The following is a 20,691-nucleotide window of genomic DNA, read 5'->3' as shown; positions in this document are numbered from 1 at the left end:
AACTTTTCGTCGAATGAGGACAAGTCATCAACTGGGCGCTGATCCAGCTTTCGGCCTTCATCATGGGGCTTGTCGCGGTCGGCGTCGGATTGATGATCGCGAACCTGTTCGGTCATGCCTCGATGATCATGCTGGTGCTGGGCGGCATGATTTCCGGTGCGCTGTTCACCTCGGCGCTGTCGATCGTCAAATACACCGCAGACCCCAACGAGCAGTTGCCCGCCATCGTCTATTGGCTGATGGGCAGCCTCGGCGGCGTCGACATGACCCAGATCCGCTGGGCGATGATTCCGATTGTCGGCGGGCTCATTGTGCTGATGCTGTTCGGCCGCGCGCTTGATGCGCTGTCGATGGGCGATGATGAAGCGCGCGCGCTGGGCGTGCCCGCGCAGCAGGTGCGTTACGGCGTGATCGGCGCCGCGACGCTGGTGTCCGCGCTGTCGGTGTCAATCGCCGGGATGATCGGATGGGTCGGCCTCGTGATCCCGCACGCGGTGCGCCTCGCACTCGGGCCAGGCAACGCGCGGCTGTTGCCGGCGAGCGCCTTCGTCGGCGCGATCTTTCTGATCGCGGCGGATTGCCTGTCGCGCAGCGTCATGCGTTCGGAAATTCCGATCGGCATCCTCACCGAATTGCTCGGCATTCCCGTTTTCATCATCGTGTTGCGCCGCGCCCGAAAAGGTTGGACGTGATGACGGGCGCGCCTCCCACCGAATGCCTCGAAGCGTGTGACGTGCACTTCCGGCGCGGCACGCGGACCATTCTTGGCGGGGTCACGCTCAGTCTGCGCTCCGGCGAGATCGTGGCGCTGCTCGGCGCCAACGGTGCCGGCAAGAGCACGCTGTTTCGTATCCTGCTTGGCTTTCTTAAACCCGAACAGGGCGAGATCCGGCTCGATGGTGTGCCGCTTGGTACCTTCTCGCGCAGGGCTCTGGCGCAACGCATCGCCTATGTGCCGCAGGCTCATGTCGCGCCGTTTCCCTACAGCGTGCGCGATGTGGTGCTGCTCGGCCGCCTCGCCGAGACGGGAATCTTCCGCGCGGCAAAGGCCGCCGATCATCAGGTCGTCAACGAGATCCTGGAGCGGCTCGCGATCACGCATCTGGCGGAGCGGCCCTATACGGAAATCTCCGGCGGCGAGCGGCAGTTGACCCTGATCGCGCGTGCGCTTGCGCAAGGTGCCAGCATCCTCGTCATGGACGAACCGATGACCGGTCTCGACTTCGGCTATCAGGTCCGGTTGTTGCAACAGTTGGTCAGCCTCGCGGGCACCGGCCACACCATCGTGTTCAGCACGCATAACCCCGAACATGCGGTGCAGATCGCAACCCGCATCGCCGTGTTGCGTGATGGCGCCATCATGGCGGATGGTCCGCCGGCAGAGATCATCACGCCGCCGTTGATCCATACGCTCTACGGTGTCGAGGTCTCGACGCTGACCAACGCCGATGGCCAGATGCTGATCGTGCCGGTGATGGAACCTGTCCGGCTCTAACGAGTGGGCGCTTTTGTCGCAACTTGCACGAGACCATGCGGTGTCTGCGTCTGCCGAGAAGGTCGCTTCGATATCTTCTCAACTTAAGGTTTCATTAACTGCGATGTTTCCGCGATGGCGCAACCGATTGATCCTTCGCATGACGCGTCAATCGCAGTTCGTATCGTCGAACCCGAAATTGCTGAATCAGCTGATGAGAGATGATCGCAGCCTTTGAGGGAACGCAAACCCATCCTCGTGTTGAAGCTCGTGTAGCGACATTGATCGCAACATATGTCGTGCAGGTCATAAGCGTGCGCGATGCACGCTCAAGGTGTAGCTATTGATCGTCCGCATCGTTGCACGATCAATTCAAATTCTTTCTCAAATCGCGAGCGGTGAAAGATGTGTGCTGTTTTCGACACGCATTTCGTGCCCGCATTGCTTGACGCCCCGATGGCCGTTTCATATCACCCGGATGTCGTCTTGATGTAAGACGGCTTGAGCGATCCGCGTCACGGATACTCAAACCGTTCCGCCCTTCGATCAGGATCGTGCGTAGACGCGCGATGATCGAAAGCGATCTGCGTCGGATTAAATGAATCCGCAGATTGCGTTGGCGGCAGAGGACTGTGCCGGGGGGCACCACGACTTTCACACATATCGGAAAGCGGAACGATGCGTTCGCGCGTCGTGGCGTGGTGTCTTTGGGGGCTAGAATCGTGAAGAGGACTCTGTTTGTCGGCATCCTGCTCGGGAGTGCGTCGTGTGGTACGTTGGCCTTGGCGCAGGATGCGCGCGAGCTTCCGACAGTGACCGTCACCCAGGAGAAGCCGAAAGCCACCACACAGCGGCAGAATACGACGCGCAGTGCACGCGGACCTCGGCGCGCAACGCGGAGCGCGCGTCAGACCGCGCCGCAGGAGCCGTCATCGCAGCAGACGGCAGCGTCGCAGCCTTATGCCGGCGATGATTCCGGCCCCAGCGGATTCACCCCGAAGAGCGCGGAAGTCGGCCCGCTGAAGCGGCGCGCGCTGCTCGATACGCCTCTGGCGATTAATGTGCTGGACAGGACCTTCATCGAAAATCGCGGCGCCACCAGCCTGCCGGATCTTCTGAAGTACATTCCGTCCGCGCAAATGGAAGCGCGCGGCGGCCCCGATGTCGGCCGTCCGCAAACCCGCGGCATGCAGGGCAACGTCGTCTCCAACAGCCATCTCGACGGCATGAACATCGTTGCCACGACCTCTCAGCCGATCGAGATGATCGAGCGTCTTGAGGTTATCAGCGGATTGACCGGCGCGTTCTACGGTCCCGCGAGCCCGGCCGGCATGTTCAATTTCATCCAGAAGCGGCCGACCGATACGTTCTTCAATCGCATCACCGGAAGCTGGATGAACGATTCGACGCTGATGGCGCATGGTGACTTCGGCGGGCATGTCGGCGCGGCCAAGAACTTCGGCTACCGCGTCAACCTGCTCAAGGAGAAGGGCGACGGTTACGTCAAGGGCAGCACGCTCGATCGCGATCTCGTTTCCGGCGCGTTCGATCTGCATCTCTCCGACAAGACGGTGATCGAGCTCAATGCCAGCCACTACAATTTCAAGAAGTACGGCTTCCCGGCCGGCTTTGGCTACGGCAACACCATTCGTCTGCCGGATGCCCCGGATCCCACGCGCCCCGGCTATGGCCAGGTCTTCGGCGGCTCCGAACTGGAGACCACGACCTACAGCGGCCGCATCAAGCACGAGTTCAACGAGAACTGGAGCTTCACGGGCGGCATGCTGCATCAGACTGCCGACCGCATGTTTCAGTCGGTTACCAATACGATGCTCGACAATGCCGGAAACTACAGAACGTCCATGTCGCCTTCGACCGCGGCGGGTCGTTTCGAGGTGCTCAGCAATACGGCGAACTTGAACGGCACGGTGTATACCGGCGGCATCAAGCATGAGCTGGTGATCGGAACGACAGGTTATACTTGGGACATCTATTCGGCGGTGAATTCATCGTCGACCATCAATTTCGGCAACAGCAATATAGCCAATCCTGTCCAGTGGCCGGCCCCGGTTGGTCTCGTGCAGGACGGCTTGCGCTACAAGGGGTCGAGCAACTCTCAGCAGGTCGCGATTTTCGGCGACACCATCACCTTCAATCCGTATTGGTCGGCGATGCTGGTCGGCAGCTATAACTGGATTGAAACCAAGAACTACACCGCGACCGGTGCATCCCGGCCCGGCTATGCGGCGGAAGGCTTCAGCCCGACAGTGGCGGTGATGTTCAAGCCGGTGTCGAACATCACGACCTATGTCGCCTATGCCAACAGCCTCGAACAGGGCGGCTCCGCGCCAACTGGCGCGGCCAACGAGGGCACAACCCTCGCGCCCTATCGCAGCAAGCAGATTGAAGCTGGCGTCAAGGCAAACTTCGGCAAGGTGAATGCGACCTTTGCCGCGTTCCAGCTCGAGCGTCCGTTCGCCTTCACCGATACCGATAATGTCTACAAAGTTCAGGGCATGCAGGAGAACAAGGGTCTCGAGTTCGGCCTCTACGGTGAAGTGTTCCGCAACTTCAACGTCTATGGCGGCCTGACGCTGCTCGATCCCCGGCTGAAGGACACCGGCGTTCCGGCAACCAGCAACACCAAGGTCGTCGGCGTTCCCGATACGCAGGCAAATATTCTGATGGAGTATCTTGTCGAGCGTTTCCCCGGCCTCGTTTTCAGCGCCAACGTGCACTACACCGGCGAGCGTGCAGGCAACAACATCAACTCGTTCATGGTCAAGGGCTTCACCACCATCGACCTCGGTGTGCGCTACACCATGGTGCTGCCGGACAAGAACACCGCGACGTTCCGTGTGCTCGCCAACAACATCACCAACGAGCGCTACTGGCTGTCGATCTTCCCGGGCAGCATCAATGGCGTGGTCGGATCGAACACCGCCTTCCTCGGCGCGCCGCGCGAAGTGAGGGTATCGGCGTCGGTCACGTTCTGAGTTGGGTTATGGCGAACGGCCTGATCGATTGGAATCTGCTCGCCGCGCTGTCGACATCGCTTGCGATGTCGCAGCCGGCGATGTGGGATGCGTTCGCCGCGCGATATAACGGCTACGCTGCGCTGCAGGCGGAGTACACCCGCCTGCAGATCGAGGCGATGAAGATCGGCCCCGAGGACACCGTCGCCGATATCGGCGCCGGGCCGGGACGGATCACGCTGCAGGCCGCGCAGCGGGCGGGCTCGGTCACCGCCATCGATGTCTCGCGCGAGATGCTGGATCACCTTAAGGCGAATGTCGCGGCGCGCGGCCTTCGCAACGTCCATCCGCTTCACTTGTCGTGGCATGATGTCGTGCCGGGCGAGAACGTGCCTCTGCACGACATCGTGGTCGCCTCGCGCTCACCGGCGATGCGGGATTTGAGAAAGCTCGACGCGCTCGCCCGGAAATATGTGTTCGTGATGACGTTCTGCGGGCCGAGCCTCAAGAGCTTCCACGATGAGCTGGTGACCGGGATCGAACCCGAGCCGCCGCGCGGCAGTGGCGGCTATCGCCCGGCGATGGCAGGCCACGCGCTGGTGTTCAATCGCCTTATCGACATGGGGATCGAGGCCAATGTCGGCTATCTGCCGGATGGCTTCTCGGCAAGCTGGCGCGACTGGGACGAATTGCTCGCGCACTTCGCCTGGCTCGCCATTCCGCCGGATCGCATCGATCGTTTCCGCAGGAATATCGGCCCGTATCTGACGCAGAACGCGAACGGGCTTCATTTGCGGATGGAAACACGCACGGTCGTTGTCTGGTGGAAGAAGGATCCTCGCCTGCCGGATGCCGGCCCATCCGCGAGATGAGCACTCTTTCGTAGCGGGAGAATATCCATGCGTATCCGGACCACGCTGATTGTTCTGCTCGGCTTCTGCGTGCTGGCTGTTGCGCCCGCAACGGCGGACCAGAACGCGCCCCGGCGGGATGTCGTTTATTACGGCGACCGCCACCTCAGCCTGCCACAGACGGTGACGCGGGTAGCGACCACGTGGGAAGCGCACAACGCGGTCATTGCCATGCTGGGATATGGCGACCGGATCGTGGCCACCACGCGCATCGCGCGATCGATGCCGGTGTTCCGCAAATTCGTTCCGAGCATCGTCAATGCTTCGCTGGCAGGAACGGGAGGCTCCGCGGGTGTCAACGTCGAGGAGATGATGGCGCTGCGGCCCGATGTCCTGTTCGTGACAGACATGCTGCCGCCGGCGAAAAAGGAACAACTGGCTCAGGCCGGGATTGCCGTTGCCGCCTTCCGCGCCAATTCGATCGACGCCATCGTCGAGCGCACGCTGATCACCGGCGAGATTTTTGGCGGTGAGGCGCACGACATCGCCAAGCGCTATGCTGACTATTTCGAGAATAACCGTCGCCGCGTGCGCGAACGGCTGGAGAAAATACCCGAAGGGAAGCGGCTGAAAGTGTATCTCGCCTCCGGCGCGCCGTTGACCACCTCCGGCCGCCCATCGCTCAATCAGGATTGGATGGATCTCGGCGGCGCGATCAACGTGGCCGAAAACTGGTTTCAGGGTCGGCCGAATGCGTCCGGTACGGCGATTCTGGAAAATGTCGTGGCGAGCAATCCGGATGTGATCATCGCCATGCGTGCGCGCGATGTCGAAACGATCCGCAACAGCCCGCAATGGAGCATGATCAAGGCCGTGCGCGACGGGCGTGTCCACGTCAATCCGCGCGGCATGTTCTGGTGGTGCCGCGAGACCTCGGAGGAGGCGCTGCAATTCCTCTGGGTGGCGAAGCTGCTTTATCCGGATGCTTTCGCCGATATCGACATGGCCGCGGAAACCCGCGCCTTCTACAAGGATTTCTACCGCATCGATTTATCGGACGACGAGATCAGGGATTTCCTGTCACCGACCGACTGAGTGGGGCAGTTGCGTCAGCGATTAATACTGGTGCGTGCCTTACAGGACGTTGGCTGGAGAAATTCCGCTTGTTTGCAATCTGATTGCTATCTGGCGGAGAGGGAGGGATTCGAACCCCCGATAGGCTTGCACCTATGCCGCATTTCGAGTGCGGTGCATTCGACCACTCTGCCACCTCTCCAAGCCATTGATTTCCTTGAGTAATAAATCTCTCCGGGAGAGAACGGCCGACTTTGCAGGCGGCGATTGCCCAAGGGTCGCTGGCGGTGCGTCTCCTTAAGGCAATTTGGAAGGCTTCGTCAATGTGAGGAAGCGCTTTCCGGCCTCGGAAAAGCCCTGCGCGTGAGGGCCTCGAGGCGTTTTCAGGCAAAGTGAGCGGAGAAAGTCTAGCTGCCCGACTGCAGCGCCTTGTCGATCTCGCGCTTCAGCACGCGGTCGAAATTGTCGGGCGTGATCGGTCCGATCAGCTTGAAGGCGATGGCCCCCTTGCGATCAATCACGAATGTTTCCGGCACGCCGTAGACGCCCCAGTCGATGGCCGTGCGACCGCTTGCGTCGGTGCCGACGGCGACAAACGGGTTGCCGTAGCGGCCGAGGAAGCGCCGCGCATTCTCGGGGGCATCCTTGTAGTTGATGCCGACCACTTGAATCCGCTTGTCCTGCGCGAGCTGCAACAGGAGCGGCGCTTCGTCGTGGCAGGGCACGCACCATGAGGCCCACACGTTCACGACCGTCACCTGATTTTTGAAGATCGCCGGATCGAGGCCCGGAACGGCTTTGCCGTCGTGCACGAGATCGGCGACCGGCGGCAGCACCTTGTCGGGTGCAGGGCGGCCGATCAGCGCAGAGGGAATGCGGGAAACGTCGGTGTCGCCGAGTCGGAACCAGAACAGTGCCGCAAGCCCTGCAAAAACGAGAAGCGGCAGAGCAAGAAGCCAGCGCCGCGGGCGGGATTGCGGTTGATCGGATGTCATAATGACTCGGATGCCGTCTTGTCGGCGGCGGTCTTGCCGGATCGCCGCGTCACGCCGCTTGCTTCCAGGCGCCGCAGCTCGGCTTGCTGGCGACGATAATCGATCATCACAGCGGCGATCAGCCCGCCAACCACCAGCGCGACAAGCGCATAGGATGTGGTGATGAAAACTGTGTAGGGGCCGAGCGCGCTCATGCTGCGCGTCCGCTGGCTTGCATCAGAAGCAGAGTGCGCACCCGCCGCCGCAGGATCTCGTTGCGCATGGCGGCGAGATGCAGCGTGATGAACAGAAGCGTGAACGCGATCGCCATGGTGAACAGCGGTAGCAGAAACGCGCGGTCGAGCGTCGGTCCATCCATGCGGAAGACCGAGTTGCCCTGGTGCAGCGTGTTCCACCACTCCACCGAGAATTTGATGATCGGAATGTTGATCGCGCCGACGAGCGTGAGCACCGCCGCCGCGCGCGCGGCACGGGTGGGGTCCTCCACCGCGCGCCATAGCGCGATCAGGCTGAGATACATCAGGAACAGGATCAGCACCGAGGTCAGCCGCGCGTCCCATTGCCAATAGGTGCCCCACATCGGCCGGCCCCAGAGCGAGCCGGTCGCGAGCGCGAGGAAAGTGAAGGACGCGCCGATCGGCGCGGCGGCTTTCGCGGCGACGTCGGCCAGCGGGTGTTTCCACACCAGCGTGCCGAGTGCGGATACACTCATCACCATCCACACGAACATCGACAGCCAGGCATTGGGCACGTGAATGAACATGATCTTCACGGTCGCGCCCTGCTGGTAGTCGTCCGGCGCGGTCCATGAGAGGTAGAGGCCAAGCACCATCAGCACGGCGGTCGCCACCGCAAGCCAGGGCAGGATGCGGGCGGTGAAGCTGAGAAAGCGCGAGGGGTTGGCGAGCCGGGCGAACAACATGGCGGGGGGCTTTTTAGCGGTGCGGCGGTAACGGTGCAATGCGGCCTGTCATGGCGGGAGCGGCGTTTTTCGGTCCAGCGCGCTTAATCCAGCCGGTTTAATCGAGCCCCTGCCGGAGGCTGGCGGCGGCCGCAAGCGGGCCGATGATGAAACCTGCGAGCGTCAGCGCACAGAGGATGGAGAAGGGGGCGCCGAACAGGCCCTGTTCCGTGACCGCGGCGTTGGAGGCGGCGACGCCGAAAATCAGCACCGGGATCGACAAAGGCAGCACCAGAACCGGCAGCAGCAGGCCGCCACGGCGCATGGTGACGGCAAGGGCGGCACCGATCATGCCGGTGAAGGTCAGGGCCGGGGTGCCTGCGAGCAGCGTCAGCGCGACGAACAGCGAGGTTTCGGGCTCGAGGTTCAGCAGCACGCCGAGCACCGGCGTTGCCACGATCAGCGGCAGCCCGGTCGCGAACCAGTGCGCGAGGCCTTTGGCGAGGCAACTCATCTCGAGCGGCATCGGGCTCATCAAAAGAAGGTCGAGCGAGCCATCTTCGAGGTCGGCGGTGAACAGCCGGTCGAGTGTAAGAAGACTCGCGAGCATGGCGCCGAGCCACAGCACGGCAGGCCCCATTCGCTTGAGAAGCGGAATGTCGGGGCCGAGTGCGAACGGCATCAGCACGACGACGCTCAGGAAGAACAACACGCCGAGCAATCCGCCGCCGCCGAGCCGCCACGAGATCCGCAGGTCGCGCTGGATCAAAGCAAGGAACGCGCTCATGCGCGGTCTCCAAGCCGCAATTCGCGCGCGTCGATGCCGAGCGGACCGTGGGTCGCGGCGACGATCAGCCCGCCTCCATCAAGATGCGATTGCATGATTCCGATGAATGCTTTTTGCCCCGCCGCGTCGAGCGCGGTCGCGGGCTCGTCGAGCAGCCAGATCGGACGCTTCACGGCGATGAGGCGTGCGATCGAAAGCCGCCGCCGCTGGCCCGCGGAGAGAAAGCCCGCGGGCAAATGGCCGATGGCGCCGAGCCCCGTCAAGGTAAGGGAGTGTTCGATGTCGGCGATAGCGGCGCCAAGGTACCGCTGCCAGAACGTCAGGTTCTCGTGCACGCTCAAGGCCGGCTTGAACGGATCGCGGTGGCCGAGATAGTGCGTCTGCTCGGCGAGCGTCAGCTCCGCATCGCTCTCATCATAGTGGATACGCCCGCCTGCGAGCGGCAGCAGGCCTGCAAGCATGCGCAGCAGCGAGGATTTTCCTGCACCGTTGACGCCGGTAATTGCGAGCGCTTCGCCGGCTGCGACATAAAAGCTGACGCCGGTAAAAATCGCGCGCCCCCCTCTGGTGCACGATACGTCATGGCCGGAAAGCCCCATCAGGCATGATCCATTTCAATATATGAGAAGTTGAACGCGCCGCTATTACAGAACCGCATAAGGCAAAGACCATTGTCGTGTGGCGCGCTGTCTGGAAAGATTCTATAAAGCCGCCGCTTGGTGCAGCCCGCAACGCTAGACCGTGCAATACGGCAGTCCCCGCCTTGGGGGCGGTGCGGGTTTGCGTGATGTCATCCTATTTCAGATCGGGACCTGCCTATGCCTTCCCTCGACAGTTTTAAATGCCTGAAGACTCTCAAGGTTGGGGGCAAATCCTACGCCTATTATAGCCTCCCGACAGCGGAGAGGAACGGCCTGAAAGGAATTTCCAGGCTGCCCTATTCGATGAAGGTGCTTCTGGAAAACATGCTGCGCAACGAGGACGGCCGCAGCGTCAAGAAGGACGACATCCTCGCCTTCTCGAAATGGGCGCGGAAGAAGACGCTCCAGCATGAAATCGCGTTCCGCCCCGCGCGCGTGCTGATGCAGGACTTTACCGGCGTGCCGGCGGTGGTCGATCTCGCAGCGATGCGCAACGCGATGAAGGCGCTCGGCGGCGACGCGCAGAAGATCAATCCGTTGGTGCCGGTCGATCTCGTCATCGACCACTCGGTGATCGTCAACTTCTTCGGCGACAACAAGGCTTTCGCCAAGAACGTCCAGGAAGAATACAAGCAGAACCAGGAACGCTACGAATTCCTGAAGTGGGGCCAGCAGGCGTTCTCGAATTTCTCGGTGGTGCCGCCCGGCACCGGCATCTGCCATCAGGTCAATCTCGAATATCTGGCGCAGACGGTCTGGACCAAAAAAGAAAAACTCACCATCGGCAAGAAGACCGCGACCTATCAGTTGGCCTATCCCGATACGCTCGTCGGCACCGACTCTCACACCACCATGGTGAACGGCCTTGCGGTGCTCGGTTGGGGCGTCGGCGGCATCGAGGCGGAAGCCGCGATGCTCGGACAGCCGCTGTCGATGCTGCTGCCGGATGTGGTCGGCTTCAAGCTCAAGGGCAAACTGAAGGAAGGCGTGACCTCGACCGATCTCGTGCTCACCGTGACGCAGATGCTGCGCAAGCAGGGCGTGGTCGGCAAGTTCGTCGAGTTCTACGGCCCGGGCCTCGATTATCTCTCGGTTGCCGACAAGGCGACCATCGGCAACATGGCGCCGGAATACGGCGCGACCTGCGGCTTCTTCCCGGCCGACAAGGCAGCGCTCGATTATCTCAAGACCTCCGGCCGCAAGGCCGATCGCGTTGCGCTGGTCGAGAAATACACCAAGGCGCAGGGCCTGTTCCGCACCGCCGCTTCCACCGATCCGGTGTTCACCGAAAAGCTCGTGCTCGACCTCAAGGACGTCGTGCCCTCGCTCGCCGGTCCGAAGCGGCCTGAAGGCCGCGTCGCACTGCCTTCCGTTGCGGAAGGTTTTGCGGTCGCGATGACCAACGAATACAAGAAGCCGGAAGCGTCCGAGCGCTTCCCGGTCGAGGGTCGCAATTTCGATCTCGGCCATGGTGATGTCGTCATCGCGGCGATCACCTCGTGCACCAACACCTCGAACCCGAGCGTGCTGATGGCGGCGGGGCTGCTCGCCCGCAAGGCGGCCGCGCGCGGGCTGAAGGCGAAGCCGTGGGTCAAGACTTCGCTCGCGCCGGGCAGTCAGGTTGTCGCTGAGTATCTCGCCAATTCCGGTTTGCAGAAGGATCTCGATGCGGTCGGCTTCAACCTCGTCGGCTTCGGCTGCACCACCTGCATCGGCAATTCCGGCCCGTTGCCGGAAGAGATTTCGAAATCGATCAATGACAACGGCATCATCGGAGCGGCTGTCTTGTCAGGCAACCGCAACTTCGAGGGCCGCGTCTCGCCGGACGTGCAGGCGAACTATCTCGCCTCGCCGCCGCTCGTCGTCGCGCATGCGCTGGCCGGCACGGTGACCAAGAACCTCGCTGTCGATCCGATCGCGACCGGCAAGGATGGCAAGCCGGTTTACCTCAAGGACATCTGGCCGACGACGGCCGAGATCAACGCCTTCATCAAGAAGTTCGTCACCTCGACGATCTTCAAGAAGAAGTATGCCGACGTGTTCAAGGGCGACACCAACTGGCGCAAGATCAAGACGACGCCGAGCGATACCTATCGCTGGAACATGAGTTCGACCTACGTTCAGAACCCGCCTTACTTCGACGGCATGAAGATGCAGCCGGAGCCGATCACCGATCTCGTCAACGCGCGCATTCTTGCGATGTTCGGCGACAAGATCACGACCGACCACATCTCTCCGGCGGGCTCGATCAAGTTGACGTCGCCCGCCGGCCAGTATCTCACCGAGCATCAGGTGCGCCCGGCCGACTTCAACCAGTACGGCACGCGCCGCGGCAATCATGAAGTGATGATGCGCGGCACCTTCGCCAACATTCGCATCAAGAACATGATGCTGAAGGGCGCCGACGGCAGCGTGCCGGAAGGCGGCTTCACCCGGCACTGGCCGGATGGCGAGCAGATGTCGATCTACGATGCCGCGATGAAGTATCAGGCGGAGAACGTGCCGCTCGTGGTGTTCGCCGGAGCCGAATACGGCAACGGCTCCTCGCGCGACTGGGCCGCCAAGGGCACGCGCCTGCTCGGCGTGCGTGCGGTTGTTGCCCAAAGCTTCGAGCGCATCCATCGCTCCAATCTCGTCGGCATGGGCGTGCTGCCGCTCACCTTCGAGGATGGCGCGTCGTGGTCGTCCATCGGCCTCAAGGGCGACGAGCAGGTGTCGATCCGCGGTCTCGCCGGCGATCTCAAGCCGCGCCAGACCCTGGTGGCCGAGATCGTTTCGAGCAAGGGCGTCAAGCAGGAAGTTCCGCTGCTTTGCCGCATCGATACGCTCGACGAGCTTGAATACTATCGCAATGGCGGCATTCTACAGTACGTCCTGCGCAGCCTTGCTGCGGCGTGATGGGGTCGGGCACAACGAACTGTGAAGGACCTCACCGCGACGTGAGTGGCGAGCATTGCGCCGGGCGGCCTATGAGGGGGCATGCCTGCATCAGCTTGGCCGTTTCTGTTGAGGGGTGACGTGACACCTGTCGGGTCCATCGCCGCATGGTTTCACGACGCTGCCGCGAGGATCGCTCGTCGCGCGCCTGCCTCTCTCGGGTGGGTGGCGGCGCTTGGTGTCGTGATCTCGGCCGGGCCTGCGGCCGCCGACCCGCGCGCCGTGGTGGAATTGTTCACCTCGCAGGGATGCTCGTCGTGCCCGCCTGCCGACAAGATGCTCGGCGAATTGGCGAAGGACCCCTCGCTCGTCGCGTTGAGCCTGCCGATCGATTACTGGGATTATCTCGGCTGGAAGGACACGCTCGCCGATTCGCGTTTCTCCGCGCGCCAGAAAGCCTATTCCGCGATGCGTGGCGACCGTGACGTCTACACGCCGCAGATGATCGTGAACGGCGTGACCCATGTGCTCGGCAGCGACCGCAAGGGCATCGACGCCGCGCTGGAGCGCAGCCGACGCGAGCGCGGCATCATGAGCGTGCCGGTGAAATTGACGCGCAAGGACGGCTATCTCGACGTCTCGGTTGCGGCTGCGGCCGCTTCCAGCGGACATGCCGAAGTGTGGATCTGCGCGGTGTCGAAGCAGGTGCCGATCACCATCGGCCGCGGTGAAAATCGCGGGCACCGGATCGTCTATCACAACGTGGTCCGCAACGTGCTCAAGGTCGGCGACTGGGACGGCGCGGCAAACACCTGGTCGGTTCCGCTCGAAAACATCACCCGCGAGGGGATCGATGCCGTCGCCGCCTATGTGCAGGACGGCAGCCGCGACAAACCGGGCCCGATGCTTGGCGCGGCCTATACCTCGCTCGCGAACTGATTTTGAACCGACTGGCTTTTAGCCCTTCTCCACATCCGAATCGTCCCGCCTTGCGGCCCGGCCCGTTGCTTTGTGCAGCGGGCAAATAAAAAGGGCCGTGTGAACGGCCCTTAAGTCGGGTTCCGGTTTGGAGACAGCCGGAGAGGAAGAAACACCAGGAAGAATAGACCCGATCCTGACGACCCCGGGGGGCTGGGGGCTGAGGAATCCGGTACCGAAAGGACCGGGTCAACCAATGCAGAAACCCTCGCACCTGCGAACGGCGGGAGGTGGACGGAATTCAGGCGGCATTATGGTTTTTCCTAACGAAGCCGTGAGAGCCTGGTGAGGTGAAATGGGGCTTGCGAAGGCGCGCGACGCAGTCGATCATGTCATGCCGATGACAGGGGGACAGATATGGCGCTCGGCTCTGGCGACGGTTCTGGCGGTCTGGGGAGCGAAGATAGTCAGGCCTCGGAGCGCAGTTTCAGCGCGCCGCCCGCAGCCGTCACCTTCAACCGGCTCGAACTCAACCGCATTCTCAATCTCTATGGCCGCATGGTCGCCGATGGCGAATGGCGCGACTATGCGATCGATTTCCTGAGAGACCGTGCAGTGTTCTCGATCTTCCGCCGGTCCTCCGAAGTGCCGATCTATCGTATCGAGAAAGATCCGCGCCTCGCGCGCAAGCAGGGGGCCTACAGCGTCATCTCGGCGAGCGGCCAGATCTTGCGCCGCGGCCATGAGCTCGAGCGTGTGCTGCTCGTGATCGATCGCAAGCTCGCGCTGGTTTAAGCTGAAGCGTTTTCAGGCGAAGCGGGAACCGGCTTAGCTGGGCGGCACAGTTCGTCCGCCTTCGCCGATCGCAAGCTGCATCTGCACCGAATCGAGCCAGCGTCCGAATTTGAATCCCACATTCGGATGCGTGCCGATCATGGCAAAGCCGGCGCTGCGATGCAGGCCGATCGAGGCGGCGTTGGCCGAGTCGCCGATCACCGCGATGATCTGGCGGAAGCCGCGCATCGTGCATTCCGCGATCAGTTCGGTCAGCAGCGCGCGGCCGATACCGCGATGGTAGTAGGCCGGATCGAGATAGACCGAATCCTCCACCGTATAGCGATAGGCGGAGCGCGGCCGGTACGGTCCGGCATAGGCATAGCCTGCGAGATGGCCGTCGACCGTGGCGACGAGATAGGGGAAGCCGCCGGTGGTCAGCGCGGTGAAGCGCCGCGCCATTTCCGCTTCATCCGGCGCGGTCAGTTCGAAGCTTGCGGTCTTCTCGCGCACCTCGAAGCCATAGATCGCGGTGATGGCCGGAATGTCGGCCGCGGTGGCGGACCGGATGGTGAGCTCGCTCATGGTCGTCGTGGTCATGGACGCGACCATAAATTTGCGCCGGTCAAAACGAAAGTGTCGAAACAAGAGCGCCAAAACAAAAGCCCCGGCACAAGGCCGGGGCTTGAGAGCTTGAAAGGCTGGTGCCTGCTTACTCGCGCTGTCCAAGGAGCTGCAGGAGCAGCGTGAACAGGTTGATGAAGTTCAGGTAGAGCGACAGCGCGCCGGTGATGGCGGCCCGCTCGGCGACGTCGCCACCCATCGCACCGTAGCCGTAGATGTAGTCGTTCTTCAGCCGCTGGGTGTCCCAGGCGGTGAGGCCGGCGAACACCAGCACGCCCACGATCGACACCACGAACTGCAGCATCGAACTTGCGACGAACAGGTTGACGATGCTCGCGATGATCACGCCGAACAGGCCCATGATCAGGAACGAGCCCATGCCGGTCATGTCACGCTTGGTGGTGTAGCCGTAGAGGCTCAGCGCACCGAACGCCGCCGCGGTGATGAAGAACACGCGCACGATCGAGGTGTGCGTGTAGACGAGGAAGATCGACGACAGCGAGATGCCCATCAGCGCCGAGAAGGCCCAGAACAGCATCTGCGCGGTCGCGGGCCGCAGCCGGTTGATCCCGAAGGAGATGGCGAACACCATCACCAGCGGAGCGAAGATGAAGACCCACTTCAGCGGGCTCACGAACATCGTGACGCCGAAGGAGGTGAGCATCGTGTTGCCGACCCGGCCGACAGCCGAGGCGGTATCGGTGGTCACGGCACCCATGTACACGCCGAGGGCGGCAAAGCCGGTGATGGCGAGGCCGATCGTCATGTAGTTGTAGATCTTGAGCATGTAGGCGCGCAGGCCCGCGTCGACCGCGGCCGCGTCAGCCCGCCCGGCAACGTGGCCGAACGGAGAGGTGTAGTTACGATCCAAGTCCGACATTGTCGAAGCCTCTTGGGTTGGCCGGCGACCGCTCAGGCGGGTTGCTGCCGGTAGGAAGAATCTCGTTTCCAGGATTACGTCAGGGGTGCCGGATGGCACTGCTCCACGAATCTGGGCCTGCTCCGTATGTGGGAGAATAACACAGAGCACGCAAGTCGTTCCGCGCGGCTGAATGTCGCAAAATGAATGCAGATTTCAGCACGAACCTTCATAATCGGCGCAGCACGGTTGCGGCCTTTTGACGGAGGGCGATCAGCGTGCCCGCGAGACCGAGCGCTATGGTTAACGCGAGTGCACTCGCAGCCACAGTCGCCGCATTTCCGCCATACCAGGCAAAGCTGAGATTCATCCATCGCGTGACGATGACAGAGGCGGCAAGCGAACCCGCCGCGACCCCGAAAAAGGCCGTTGTGGCCCCGATCAAAAGGTATTCGAGCGTATAGGCGCCGATCAACTGGCGCCGGGTGGCGCCCAGCGTCTTCAGGATCACGGCGTCATAGACCCGGTGGCGGTGTCCGGCGGCCAGCGCACCGCCGAGAACGAGGAGCGCGGAGAGCAGGGTGACGAGGCTCGCTCCCCGGATCGCCAGCGCGAGGTTGGTGACGATGTCGCCGATGCTTTTCAGCGCATCGCGCACCCGCACGCTGGTGACGGTCGGGAAAGCGTGGGCGACCTCCTTGATAACGTTTGCGTCATCGGCGGGGGTCGCGAGGTCCGCCGTCAGCGTGGCGAGGTCGGTATGGGGCGCACCGCGGAAAGTGTTCGGCGAGAACACCAGCACGAAGTTGATGCCGAGGTTCTGCCAGTCGACGCTGCGCAGATTGGCGACCCTGGCGGTCAGATTGCGGCCGAGCACGTTGACGGTGATCTCGTCGCCGATGGCGATGCCGAGCCCGTCGGCGGTCTTCTGTTCCAGCGAGACCAGTGGCGCGCCTTGATAGTCGGCGGACCACCATTGTCCCGCGACCACCTTGGAGCCAGGCGGCACCGCATCGGCATAGCTGATGCCGCGGTCGCTCTGCAGCACCCATTCGCTGTCGGATGCAGGCTTGAGCTGCTCGGCCGGCACGCCTTTCACGGCGGTGATGCGTCCGCGCAGCATCGGCACCACCTCCACCTTGGCATGAGGCGCGATGCCGCCGAGAAATTCGGAGAAGTGCGCCGATTGTGCCGAGGGGATGTCGAGGAAATAGAAAGACGGTGCGCGCTCGGGCAGGGCTGCGGTGAATTGCTGGCGCAGATTGGCGTCGATCTGCGTCACGGTGACAAGCGCCGCAAGGCCGAGGCCGAGCGAGAGCACGACCGACGGCGTGAGCGCGCCGGGGCGATGGATGTTGGCGAGCGCCAGACGAAGAAGCGCATTGCCGGGGCGCGGCAGGCGTTTTGCACCTGCCATGATCAATCGTGCGACGATGCGCAGCAGGACAAACACCGCAAGGCTAACGCCGACAAAGATCGCGGCGATGCGCCGGTCATAGGCGAGCGCAACGGCAGCGATGGCGAGAAGCGCGACAGCCGCGGCCGGCGCAAGCAGATGGCGCAGGTTGCGGCGCGATCCCTCGCCCGCGACTTCGGCGCGAAACAGCACCGCAGCGGGAACGTCGCGCACCCGCATCAGCGGGCCGAGCGCAAAGGCGAGCGCCGCGAACACACCGTAGAGCAGGGCAAGCGCCAGCGTGCCGGGATAGATGCCGGGTTCGATCGGCAGCGGCAGCAGATGGCCGAACACGGCGAGAATGGCGTACGGCAGAAGCGTGCCGAGCGCCGCGCCGATCAGTGCGCCGACAAGGGCAAGCATCAGCACCTGCAAGAGATAGATCGCGAACACCATCGTCGTGCTGGCGCCGAGCGCCTTGAAGGTCGCGATCACATCGCGCCTGCGCGCAAGGTGGCTTTCCACGGCGTTGACGACGCCGATGCCGCCGATCAGAAGCGCGGCGAGACCGACCAGCGTCAGGAACTGCGTGAAGCGCGAGACATTACGCTCCAGCTGCGGCGAGGCATTGGCCGGGCTTCTCACTTCCCATCCGGCCTGCGGGAATTTTTCGCGGGCCTGCGCGATCAATTGCTCTGCTGCCGCATCGCTCGGCGCAGCGAGCTTGATGCGATAAGTCCAGCGCACCAATGCGCCGGGCTGCAGCAGCGCCGTTGCTTGGAGACCCTGATGGCTGATGAGAAAGCGCGGCCCGATACTGATGCCGCCGAGCAGCTTGTCGGGCTCGGTGGTGAGGCTGCTGCGAATCTGGAACGTGGCCTCGCCGACGTGGACGGTGTCGCCAACCTTGAGATTGAGCCGGGCGAGCAGCACCGGATCGGCCGCCGCACCGAACACGCCGTTATGCGATGCAAGGATGTCGTCGAGCGGCAGCGGCGGATCGAGCGTGAGCGTGCCAAGCAGCGGGTGATGATTGTCGACAGCCTTGATGTCGATCAGCGTGAAATCGTCGTGCGCCGTCCGCGCCATGCCGCGCAGCGTGGCGATGCGCGACATCTCGCCTTGGCTTTGCAGGAATGCAAGTTCGTCCGCGCTCGCCTCGCGCTGAAACAATGCAAAGGTGACGTCACCGCCAAGCAGCACGCGCGCCTGCCGGCTCAAGCCTTCATTGAGGCTTGCGGAGAGCGCACCGACACCGGCGATCGCGAAGACGCCAAGCGCGATACAGGCGATGAACACCCGGAAGCCGGAAAGCCCGCCGCGCCATTCGCGCCAGGCGAAGCGCCATGCGAGAGGAGCGTTAAGCGCCATCGATGTGGCCCGAGCGCAGTTTCACGGTGCGGCCGCAGCGCTGCGCCAGCGTTGCATCGTGTGTCACCAGCACCAGCGTCGTGCCGCGCGCCTTGTGTAGATCGAACAGCAGATCGGCAATCTGCTTGCCGGTCGCCTCGTCGAGATTGCCGGTCGGCTCATCGGCGAGAAGAATTGCGGGATCGGGTGCGAGTGCGCGTGCAAGCGCCACGCGCTGCTGCTCGCCGCCGGAGAGTTCGGCGGGATAATGATGAAGCCGCTCGCCGAGGCCGACCGCCTGCAACTCGCGCGCGGCACGCTCCGCTGCATCTTTCTTGCCTGCAAGTTCGAGCGGCACCGCGACGTTCTCGAGCGCGGTCATGGTCGGGATCAGATGGAACGATTGAAACACGATGCCGATCTCGCGGCCACGAAACCGTGCGAGACCATCCTCGTCGAGGGCGTTGAAAGATGTGCCCTGCACCACCACTTCTCCGGCATCGGGCCTCTCCAGCCCGGCCATGACCATGAGCAGCGTCGATTTGCCCGAACCGGATGGGCCGATCAGGCCAACGGTTTCACCGGGCGCGACGTGCAAGTCGATTCCCTTGAGGATATGGACTTTTGCGGCGCCCCGTCCGAGGGACAGGTCGATGCCGGAGAGTGAGATGACGGGTGAGCCGGCGGTGGCCGGCTGTGAGAGAGCGGTGAGAGTATCCATGCCCCTGCCATATGGGAGTTTCGCAGCCGCGGTCGAGAGGCGCGCACGGATGTTTTTGGTCGCGGCGGCCTGCCTCGCCGTGGCCGGGAGTTCTGGTGTCATGGCGCAGACCTTCACGCCGCCGCTCAAGCTCGCCGTGCTGGGCGATTCCCTCACGGCCGGCTATGGGCTGCCGGCCTCTGCCGCATTTCCGGTGCGGCTGCAGCAGGCGCTCAAGGATAAAGGCATTGCGACCGAGATCGTCAACGCGGGCGTATCGGGTGATACGGCCTCCGGTGGCCGCGACCGGCTCGACTGGTCGATCCCGGAGGGCACACAGGCGGTGCTGGTCGAACTCGGCGCCAACGACATGCTGCGCGGGGTCGATCCGAAAGTCACGCGCGCGGCCCTCGACGACATCATCACCCGGCTGAAAGCGCGCGGCATTGCCGTGATGTTGTGCGGCATGTATGCGGCGCCCAATCTCGGCGAGGCGTATGGGCGCGCGTTCAACAGTATCTATCCCGAGCTCGCGAAGAAGCACGGCGTGCCGCTCTATCCGTTCTTTCTCGATGGCGTGACGCAGGATGCAGCGATGAAGCTGCCTGATGGCCTGCATCCGACTGCGGCGGGTGTCGACGTCATCGTTGCGCGGATATTGCCTGCGGTGGAGGCGTTTCTGAAGGAACTTCCGGTCACGTCCGCGGTGCGTTGAAGTCACAGCCGCAAAACTGTCCACTGGCTCGCTTCGCTTCGTCATGAGGCTGCGTTACAAGTGCAGCTATCGATTCGGGTGAGTGATTCGCGCTTCGCGCATTCGCCGGACCATCGGCGAGGCTCGCGTGGGCGCTTAAGCGTCGAGGGAGTGCGATGCCTCGTTTATTCACTGGACTTGAGATCCCGCCCGACATTTCCCAATCACTGTCGATGCTGCGTGGCGGGCTTCCCGGCGGCCGCTGGGTCGATCCGGAAAATTATCACGTCACGCTGCGTTTCATCGGCGACATCGACGACGATGTCGCGCGCGAGATCGCGGGCTCGCTCGAGCGCATCGATCGCCAGCCCTTCGAGGTGACGCTGCAGGGGCTGTCGAGCTTCGGCGGCAAGAAGCCGCGCGCGGTGGTGGCCTGCGTTGCGCCGACCCGGCCGCTGATGGAGTTGCAGGCCGAGCATGAGCGGCTGATGCGCCGCTTCGGGCTTGAGCCGGAGGGCCGCAAGTTCATTCCGCATGTCACGCTGGCGCGTCTGCGCGATGCGTCGAGTCGTGATGTCGCCGACTACCTTTCGGTGCGTGGGTACTTCCCGGCGAAGCGGTTCGTCGCCTCGCGTTTCGTGCTGTTCTCCTCGCGCGCGTCTGTCGGTGGCGGGCCCTACGTGGTCGAGGATTCCTACGGGCTGTCGCCGGTTGAACCGGATCGCGGCGCGCAAAGGCGATATTTCATCTCATAAAAGGCGCTTCGACCTCCGTAGGTGTTGCATTTTCCGTGGCGCTGAG

General features: G+C 63.0%; 18 protein-coding genes, 1 tRNA gene and 1 pseudogene. 10 read left to right on the top strand and 10 right to left on the bottom strand.

Annotated features, from left to right (window positions below; translation table 11 throughout):
• Positions 1–29: 29 nt before the first annotated feature.
• The 5 genes and pseudogenes from OCA5_RS16970 to OCA5_RS16950 form a co-directional block, all read left to right on the top strand.
• A pseudogene (locus tag OCA5_RS16970) lies at positions 30–692 on the top strand (FecCD family ABC transporter permease); the annotation flags it as partial.
• Entirely contained in the window at positions 692–1,495 is an 804-nt protein-coding gene (locus OCA5_RS16965; RefSeq protein ID WP_013913424.1) for an ABC transporter ATP-binding protein, read from the top strand. The pseudogene OCA5_RS16970 and the gene OCA5_RS16965, both read left to right, overlap by 1 nt.
• 701 nt (positions 1,496–2,196) lie before the next feature.
• On the top strand, positions 2,197–4,470 hold the full coding sequence (locus OCA5_RS16960) for a TonB-dependent siderophore receptor (protein ID WP_012561738.1): 2,274 nt from the start codon (positions 2,197–2,199) through the stop codon (positions 4,468–4,470).
• 8 nt (positions 4,471–4,478) lie between these two features.
• Positions 4,479–5,321, top strand: coding sequence for a class I SAM-dependent methyltransferase (locus OCA5_RS16955; RefSeq protein WP_012561739.1), 843 nt, complete (start codon positions 4,479–4,481; stop codon positions 5,319–5,321).
• Positions 5,322–5,348: 27 nt separating this feature from the next.
• Positions 5,349–6,395, top strand: a complete 1,047-nt coding sequence (locus OCA5_RS16950; protein WP_012561740.1) for an ABC transporter substrate-binding protein — start codon at positions 5,349–5,351, stop codon at positions 6,393–6,395.
• A gap of 91 nt (positions 6,396–6,486) precedes the next feature.
• Here OCA5_RS16950 and OCA5_RS16945 read toward each other — a convergent pair.
• The 6 genes from OCA5_RS16945 to ccmA all read right to left on the bottom strand — a co-directional run bounded on the left by OCA5_RS16945 (position 6,487) and on the right by ccmA (position 9,656).
• Positions 6,487–6,576 (bottom strand) — tRNA-Ser (locus tag OCA5_RS16945).
• Between the two features lie 205 nt (positions 6,577–6,781).
• A complete protein-coding gene (locus OCA5_RS16940; protein ID WP_012561741.1) occupies positions 6,782–7,369 on the bottom strand; it encodes a DsbE family thiol:disulfide interchange protein in 588 nt (195 codons plus the stop codon).
• Positions 7,366–7,563, bottom strand: a complete 198-nt coding sequence (ccmD, locus tag OCA5_RS16935; RefSeq protein WP_012561742.1) for a heme exporter protein CcmD — start codon at positions 7,561–7,563, stop codon at positions 7,366–7,368. Before ccmD ends, OCA5_RS16940 begins: the two co-directional genes overlap by 4 nt.
• Entirely contained in the window at positions 7,560–8,291 is a 732-nt protein-coding gene (locus tag OCA5_RS16930) for a heme ABC transporter permease (protein ID WP_012561743.1), read from the bottom strand. The genes ccmD and OCA5_RS16930 overlap by 4 nt, the downstream gene beginning before the upstream one ends.
• Positions 8,292–8,388: 97 nt before the next feature.
• Complete coding sequence (gene ccmB / locus OCA5_RS16925) at positions 8,389–9,057, bottom strand: heme exporter protein CcmB (RefSeq protein ID WP_012561744.1); 669 nt, start codon at positions 9,055–9,057, stop codon at positions 8,389–8,391.
• A complete protein-coding gene (gene ccmA, locus OCA5_RS16920; protein WP_012561745.1) occupies positions 9,054–9,656 on the bottom strand; it encodes a heme ABC exporter ATP-binding protein CcmA in 603 nt (200 codons plus the stop codon). Before ccmA ends, ccmB begins: the two co-directional genes overlap by 4 nt.
• 219 nt (positions 9,657–9,875) lie before the next feature.
• Between ccmA and acnA the strand changes: the two genes are divergently transcribed.
• The 3 genes from acnA (at position 9,876) to OCA5_RS16905 (ending at position 14,288) form a co-directional block, all read left to right on the top strand.
• Positions 9,876–12,596 (top strand): aconitate hydratase AcnA, encoded by a 2,721-nt coding sequence (acnA, locus tag OCA5_RS16915; protein ID WP_012561746.1) that lies wholly within the window; start codon positions 9,876–9,878, stop codon positions 12,594–12,596.
• Between the two features lie 81 nt (positions 12,597–12,677).
• Positions 12,678–13,514 (top strand): DUF1223 domain-containing protein, encoded by an 837-nt coding sequence (locus OCA5_RS16910; protein WP_013913423.1) that lies wholly within the window; start codon positions 12,678–12,680, stop codon positions 13,512–13,514.
• Positions 13,515–13,910: 396 nt separating this feature from the next.
• Positions 13,911–14,288 carry a DUF2794 domain-containing protein gene (locus tag OCA5_RS16905; RefSeq protein WP_012561748.1) on the top strand — a complete coding sequence of 126 codons (378 nt, stop codon included), beginning with the start codon at positions 13,911–13,913 and terminating at the stop codon, positions 14,286–14,288.
• Positions 14,289–14,321: 33 nt separating this feature from the next.
• On the opposite strand, the gene OCA5_RS16900 is transcribed toward OCA5_RS16905, so the two are convergent.
• The 4 genes from OCA5_RS16900 to OCA5_RS16885 form a co-directional block, all read right to left on the bottom strand.
• Positions 14,322–14,852, bottom strand: a complete 531-nt coding sequence (locus OCA5_RS16900; RefSeq protein WP_013913422.1) for a GNAT family N-acetyltransferase — start codon at positions 14,850–14,852, stop codon at positions 14,322–14,324.
• A gap of 127 nt (positions 14,853–14,979) precedes the next feature.
• Positions 14,980–15,771 (bottom strand): Bax inhibitor-1/YccA family protein, encoded by a 792-nt coding sequence (locus OCA5_RS16895; protein WP_013913421.1) that lies wholly within the window; start codon positions 15,769–15,771, stop codon positions 14,980–14,982.
• A gap of 208 nt (positions 15,772–15,979) precedes the next feature.
• Positions 15,980–18,517: an ABC transporter permease gene (locus OCA5_RS16890; protein WP_012561751.1), complete on the bottom strand. Its 2,538-nt coding sequence runs from the start codon at positions 18,515–18,517 to the stop codon at positions 15,980–15,982.
• The gene (locus OCA5_RS16885) at positions 18,507–19,217 is read right to left on the bottom strand and encodes an ABC transporter ATP-binding protein (RefSeq protein WP_013913420.1); all 711 of its coding nucleotides are present in this window, start codon (positions 19,215–19,217) and stop codon (positions 18,507–18,509) included. The genes OCA5_RS16890 and OCA5_RS16885 overlap by 11 nt, the downstream gene beginning before the upstream one ends.
• Between OCA5_RS16885 and OCA5_RS16880 the strand changes: the two genes are divergently transcribed.
• Positions 19,216–19,911 (top strand): arylesterase, encoded by a 696-nt coding sequence (locus OCA5_RS16880; RefSeq protein ID WP_193372360.1) that lies wholly within the window; start codon positions 19,216–19,218, stop codon positions 19,909–19,911. The genes OCA5_RS16885 and OCA5_RS16880 overlap by 2 nt on opposite strands.
• A gap of 155 nt (positions 19,912–20,066) precedes the next feature.
• Positions 20,067–20,645, top strand: a complete 579-nt coding sequence (gene thpR, locus OCA5_RS16875; RefSeq protein WP_012561754.1) for an RNA 2',3'-cyclic phosphodiesterase — start codon at positions 20,067–20,069, stop codon at positions 20,643–20,645.
• The last annotated feature ends 46 nt before the right edge of the window (positions 20,646–20,691 follow it).

This window comes from Afipia carboxidovorans OM5, from assembly GCF_000218565.1.
In the GTDB taxonomy this organism is placed as follows: domain Bacteria; phylum Pseudomonadota; class Alphaproteobacteria; order Rhizobiales; family Xanthobacteraceae; genus Afipia; species Afipia carboxidovorans.
Note: the sequence above shows the minus strand (reverse complement) of the source record. Positions and strands in the feature narration are given on the sequence as shown.

Coding starts and splice junctions, on each gene's coding strand:
- OCA5_RS16905 (WP_012561748.1), top strand. CDS start 13,911: ATGGCGCTCGGCTCTGGCGACGGTTCTGGCGGTCTGGGGAGCGAAGAT.
- acnA (WP_012561746.1), top strand. CDS start 9,876: ATGCCTTCCCTCGACAGTTTTAAATGCCTGAAGACTCTCAAGGTTGGG.
- ccmB (WP_012561744.1), bottom strand. CDS start 9,057: ATGAGCGCGTTCCTTGCTTTGATCCAGCGCGACCTGCGGATCTCGTGG.
- OCA5_RS16890 (WP_012561751.1), bottom strand. CDS start 18,517: ATGGCGCTTAACGCTCCTCTCGCATGGCGCTTCGCCTGGCGCGAATGG.
- OCA5_RS16880 (WP_193372360.1), top strand. CDS start 19,216: ATGCCCCTGCCATATGGGAGTTTCGCAGCCGCGGTCGAGAGGCGCGCA.
- ccmD (WP_012561742.1), bottom strand. CDS start 7,563: ATGAGCGCGCTCGGCCCCTACACAGTTTTCATCACCACATCCTATGCG.
- OCA5_RS16955 (WP_012561739.1), top strand. CDS start 4,479: ATGGCGAACGGCCTGATCGATTGGAATCTGCTCGCCGCGCTGTCGACA.
- OCA5_RS16930 (WP_012561743.1), bottom strand. CDS start 8,291: ATGTTGTTCGCCCGGCTCGCCAACCCCTCGCGCTTTCTCAGCTTCACC.
- OCA5_RS16895 (WP_013913421.1), bottom strand. CDS start 15,771: ATGTCGGACTTGGATCGTAACTACACCTCTCCGTTCGGCCACGTTGCC.
- OCA5_RS16885 (WP_013913420.1), bottom strand. CDS start 19,217: ATGGATACTCTCACCGCTCTCTCACAGCCGGCCACCGCCGGCTCACCC.
- thpR (WP_012561754.1), top strand. CDS start 20,067: ATGCCTCGTTTATTCACTGGACTTGAGATCCCGCCCGACATTTCCCAA.
- OCA5_RS16965 (WP_013913424.1), top strand. CDS start 692: ATGACGGGCGCGCCTCCCACCGAATGCCTCGAAGCGTGTGACGTGCAC.
- OCA5_RS16950 (WP_012561740.1), top strand. CDS start 5,349: ATGCGTATCCGGACCACGCTGATTGTTCTGCTCGGCTTCTGCGTGCTG.
- OCA5_RS16940 (WP_012561741.1), bottom strand. CDS start 7,369: ATGACATCCGATCAACCGCAATCCCGCCCGCGGCGCTGGCTTCTTGCT.
- OCA5_RS16910 (WP_013913423.1), top strand. CDS start 12,678: ATGCCTGCATCAGCTTGGCCGTTTCTGTTGAGGGGTGACGTGACACCT.
- OCA5_RS16900 (WP_013913422.1), bottom strand. CDS start 14,852: ATGAGCGAGCTCACCATCCGGTCCGCCACCGCGGCCGACATTCCGGCC.
- ccmA (WP_012561745.1), bottom strand. CDS start 9,656: ATGGGGCTTTCCGGCCATGACGTATCGTGCACCAGAGGGGGGCGCGCG.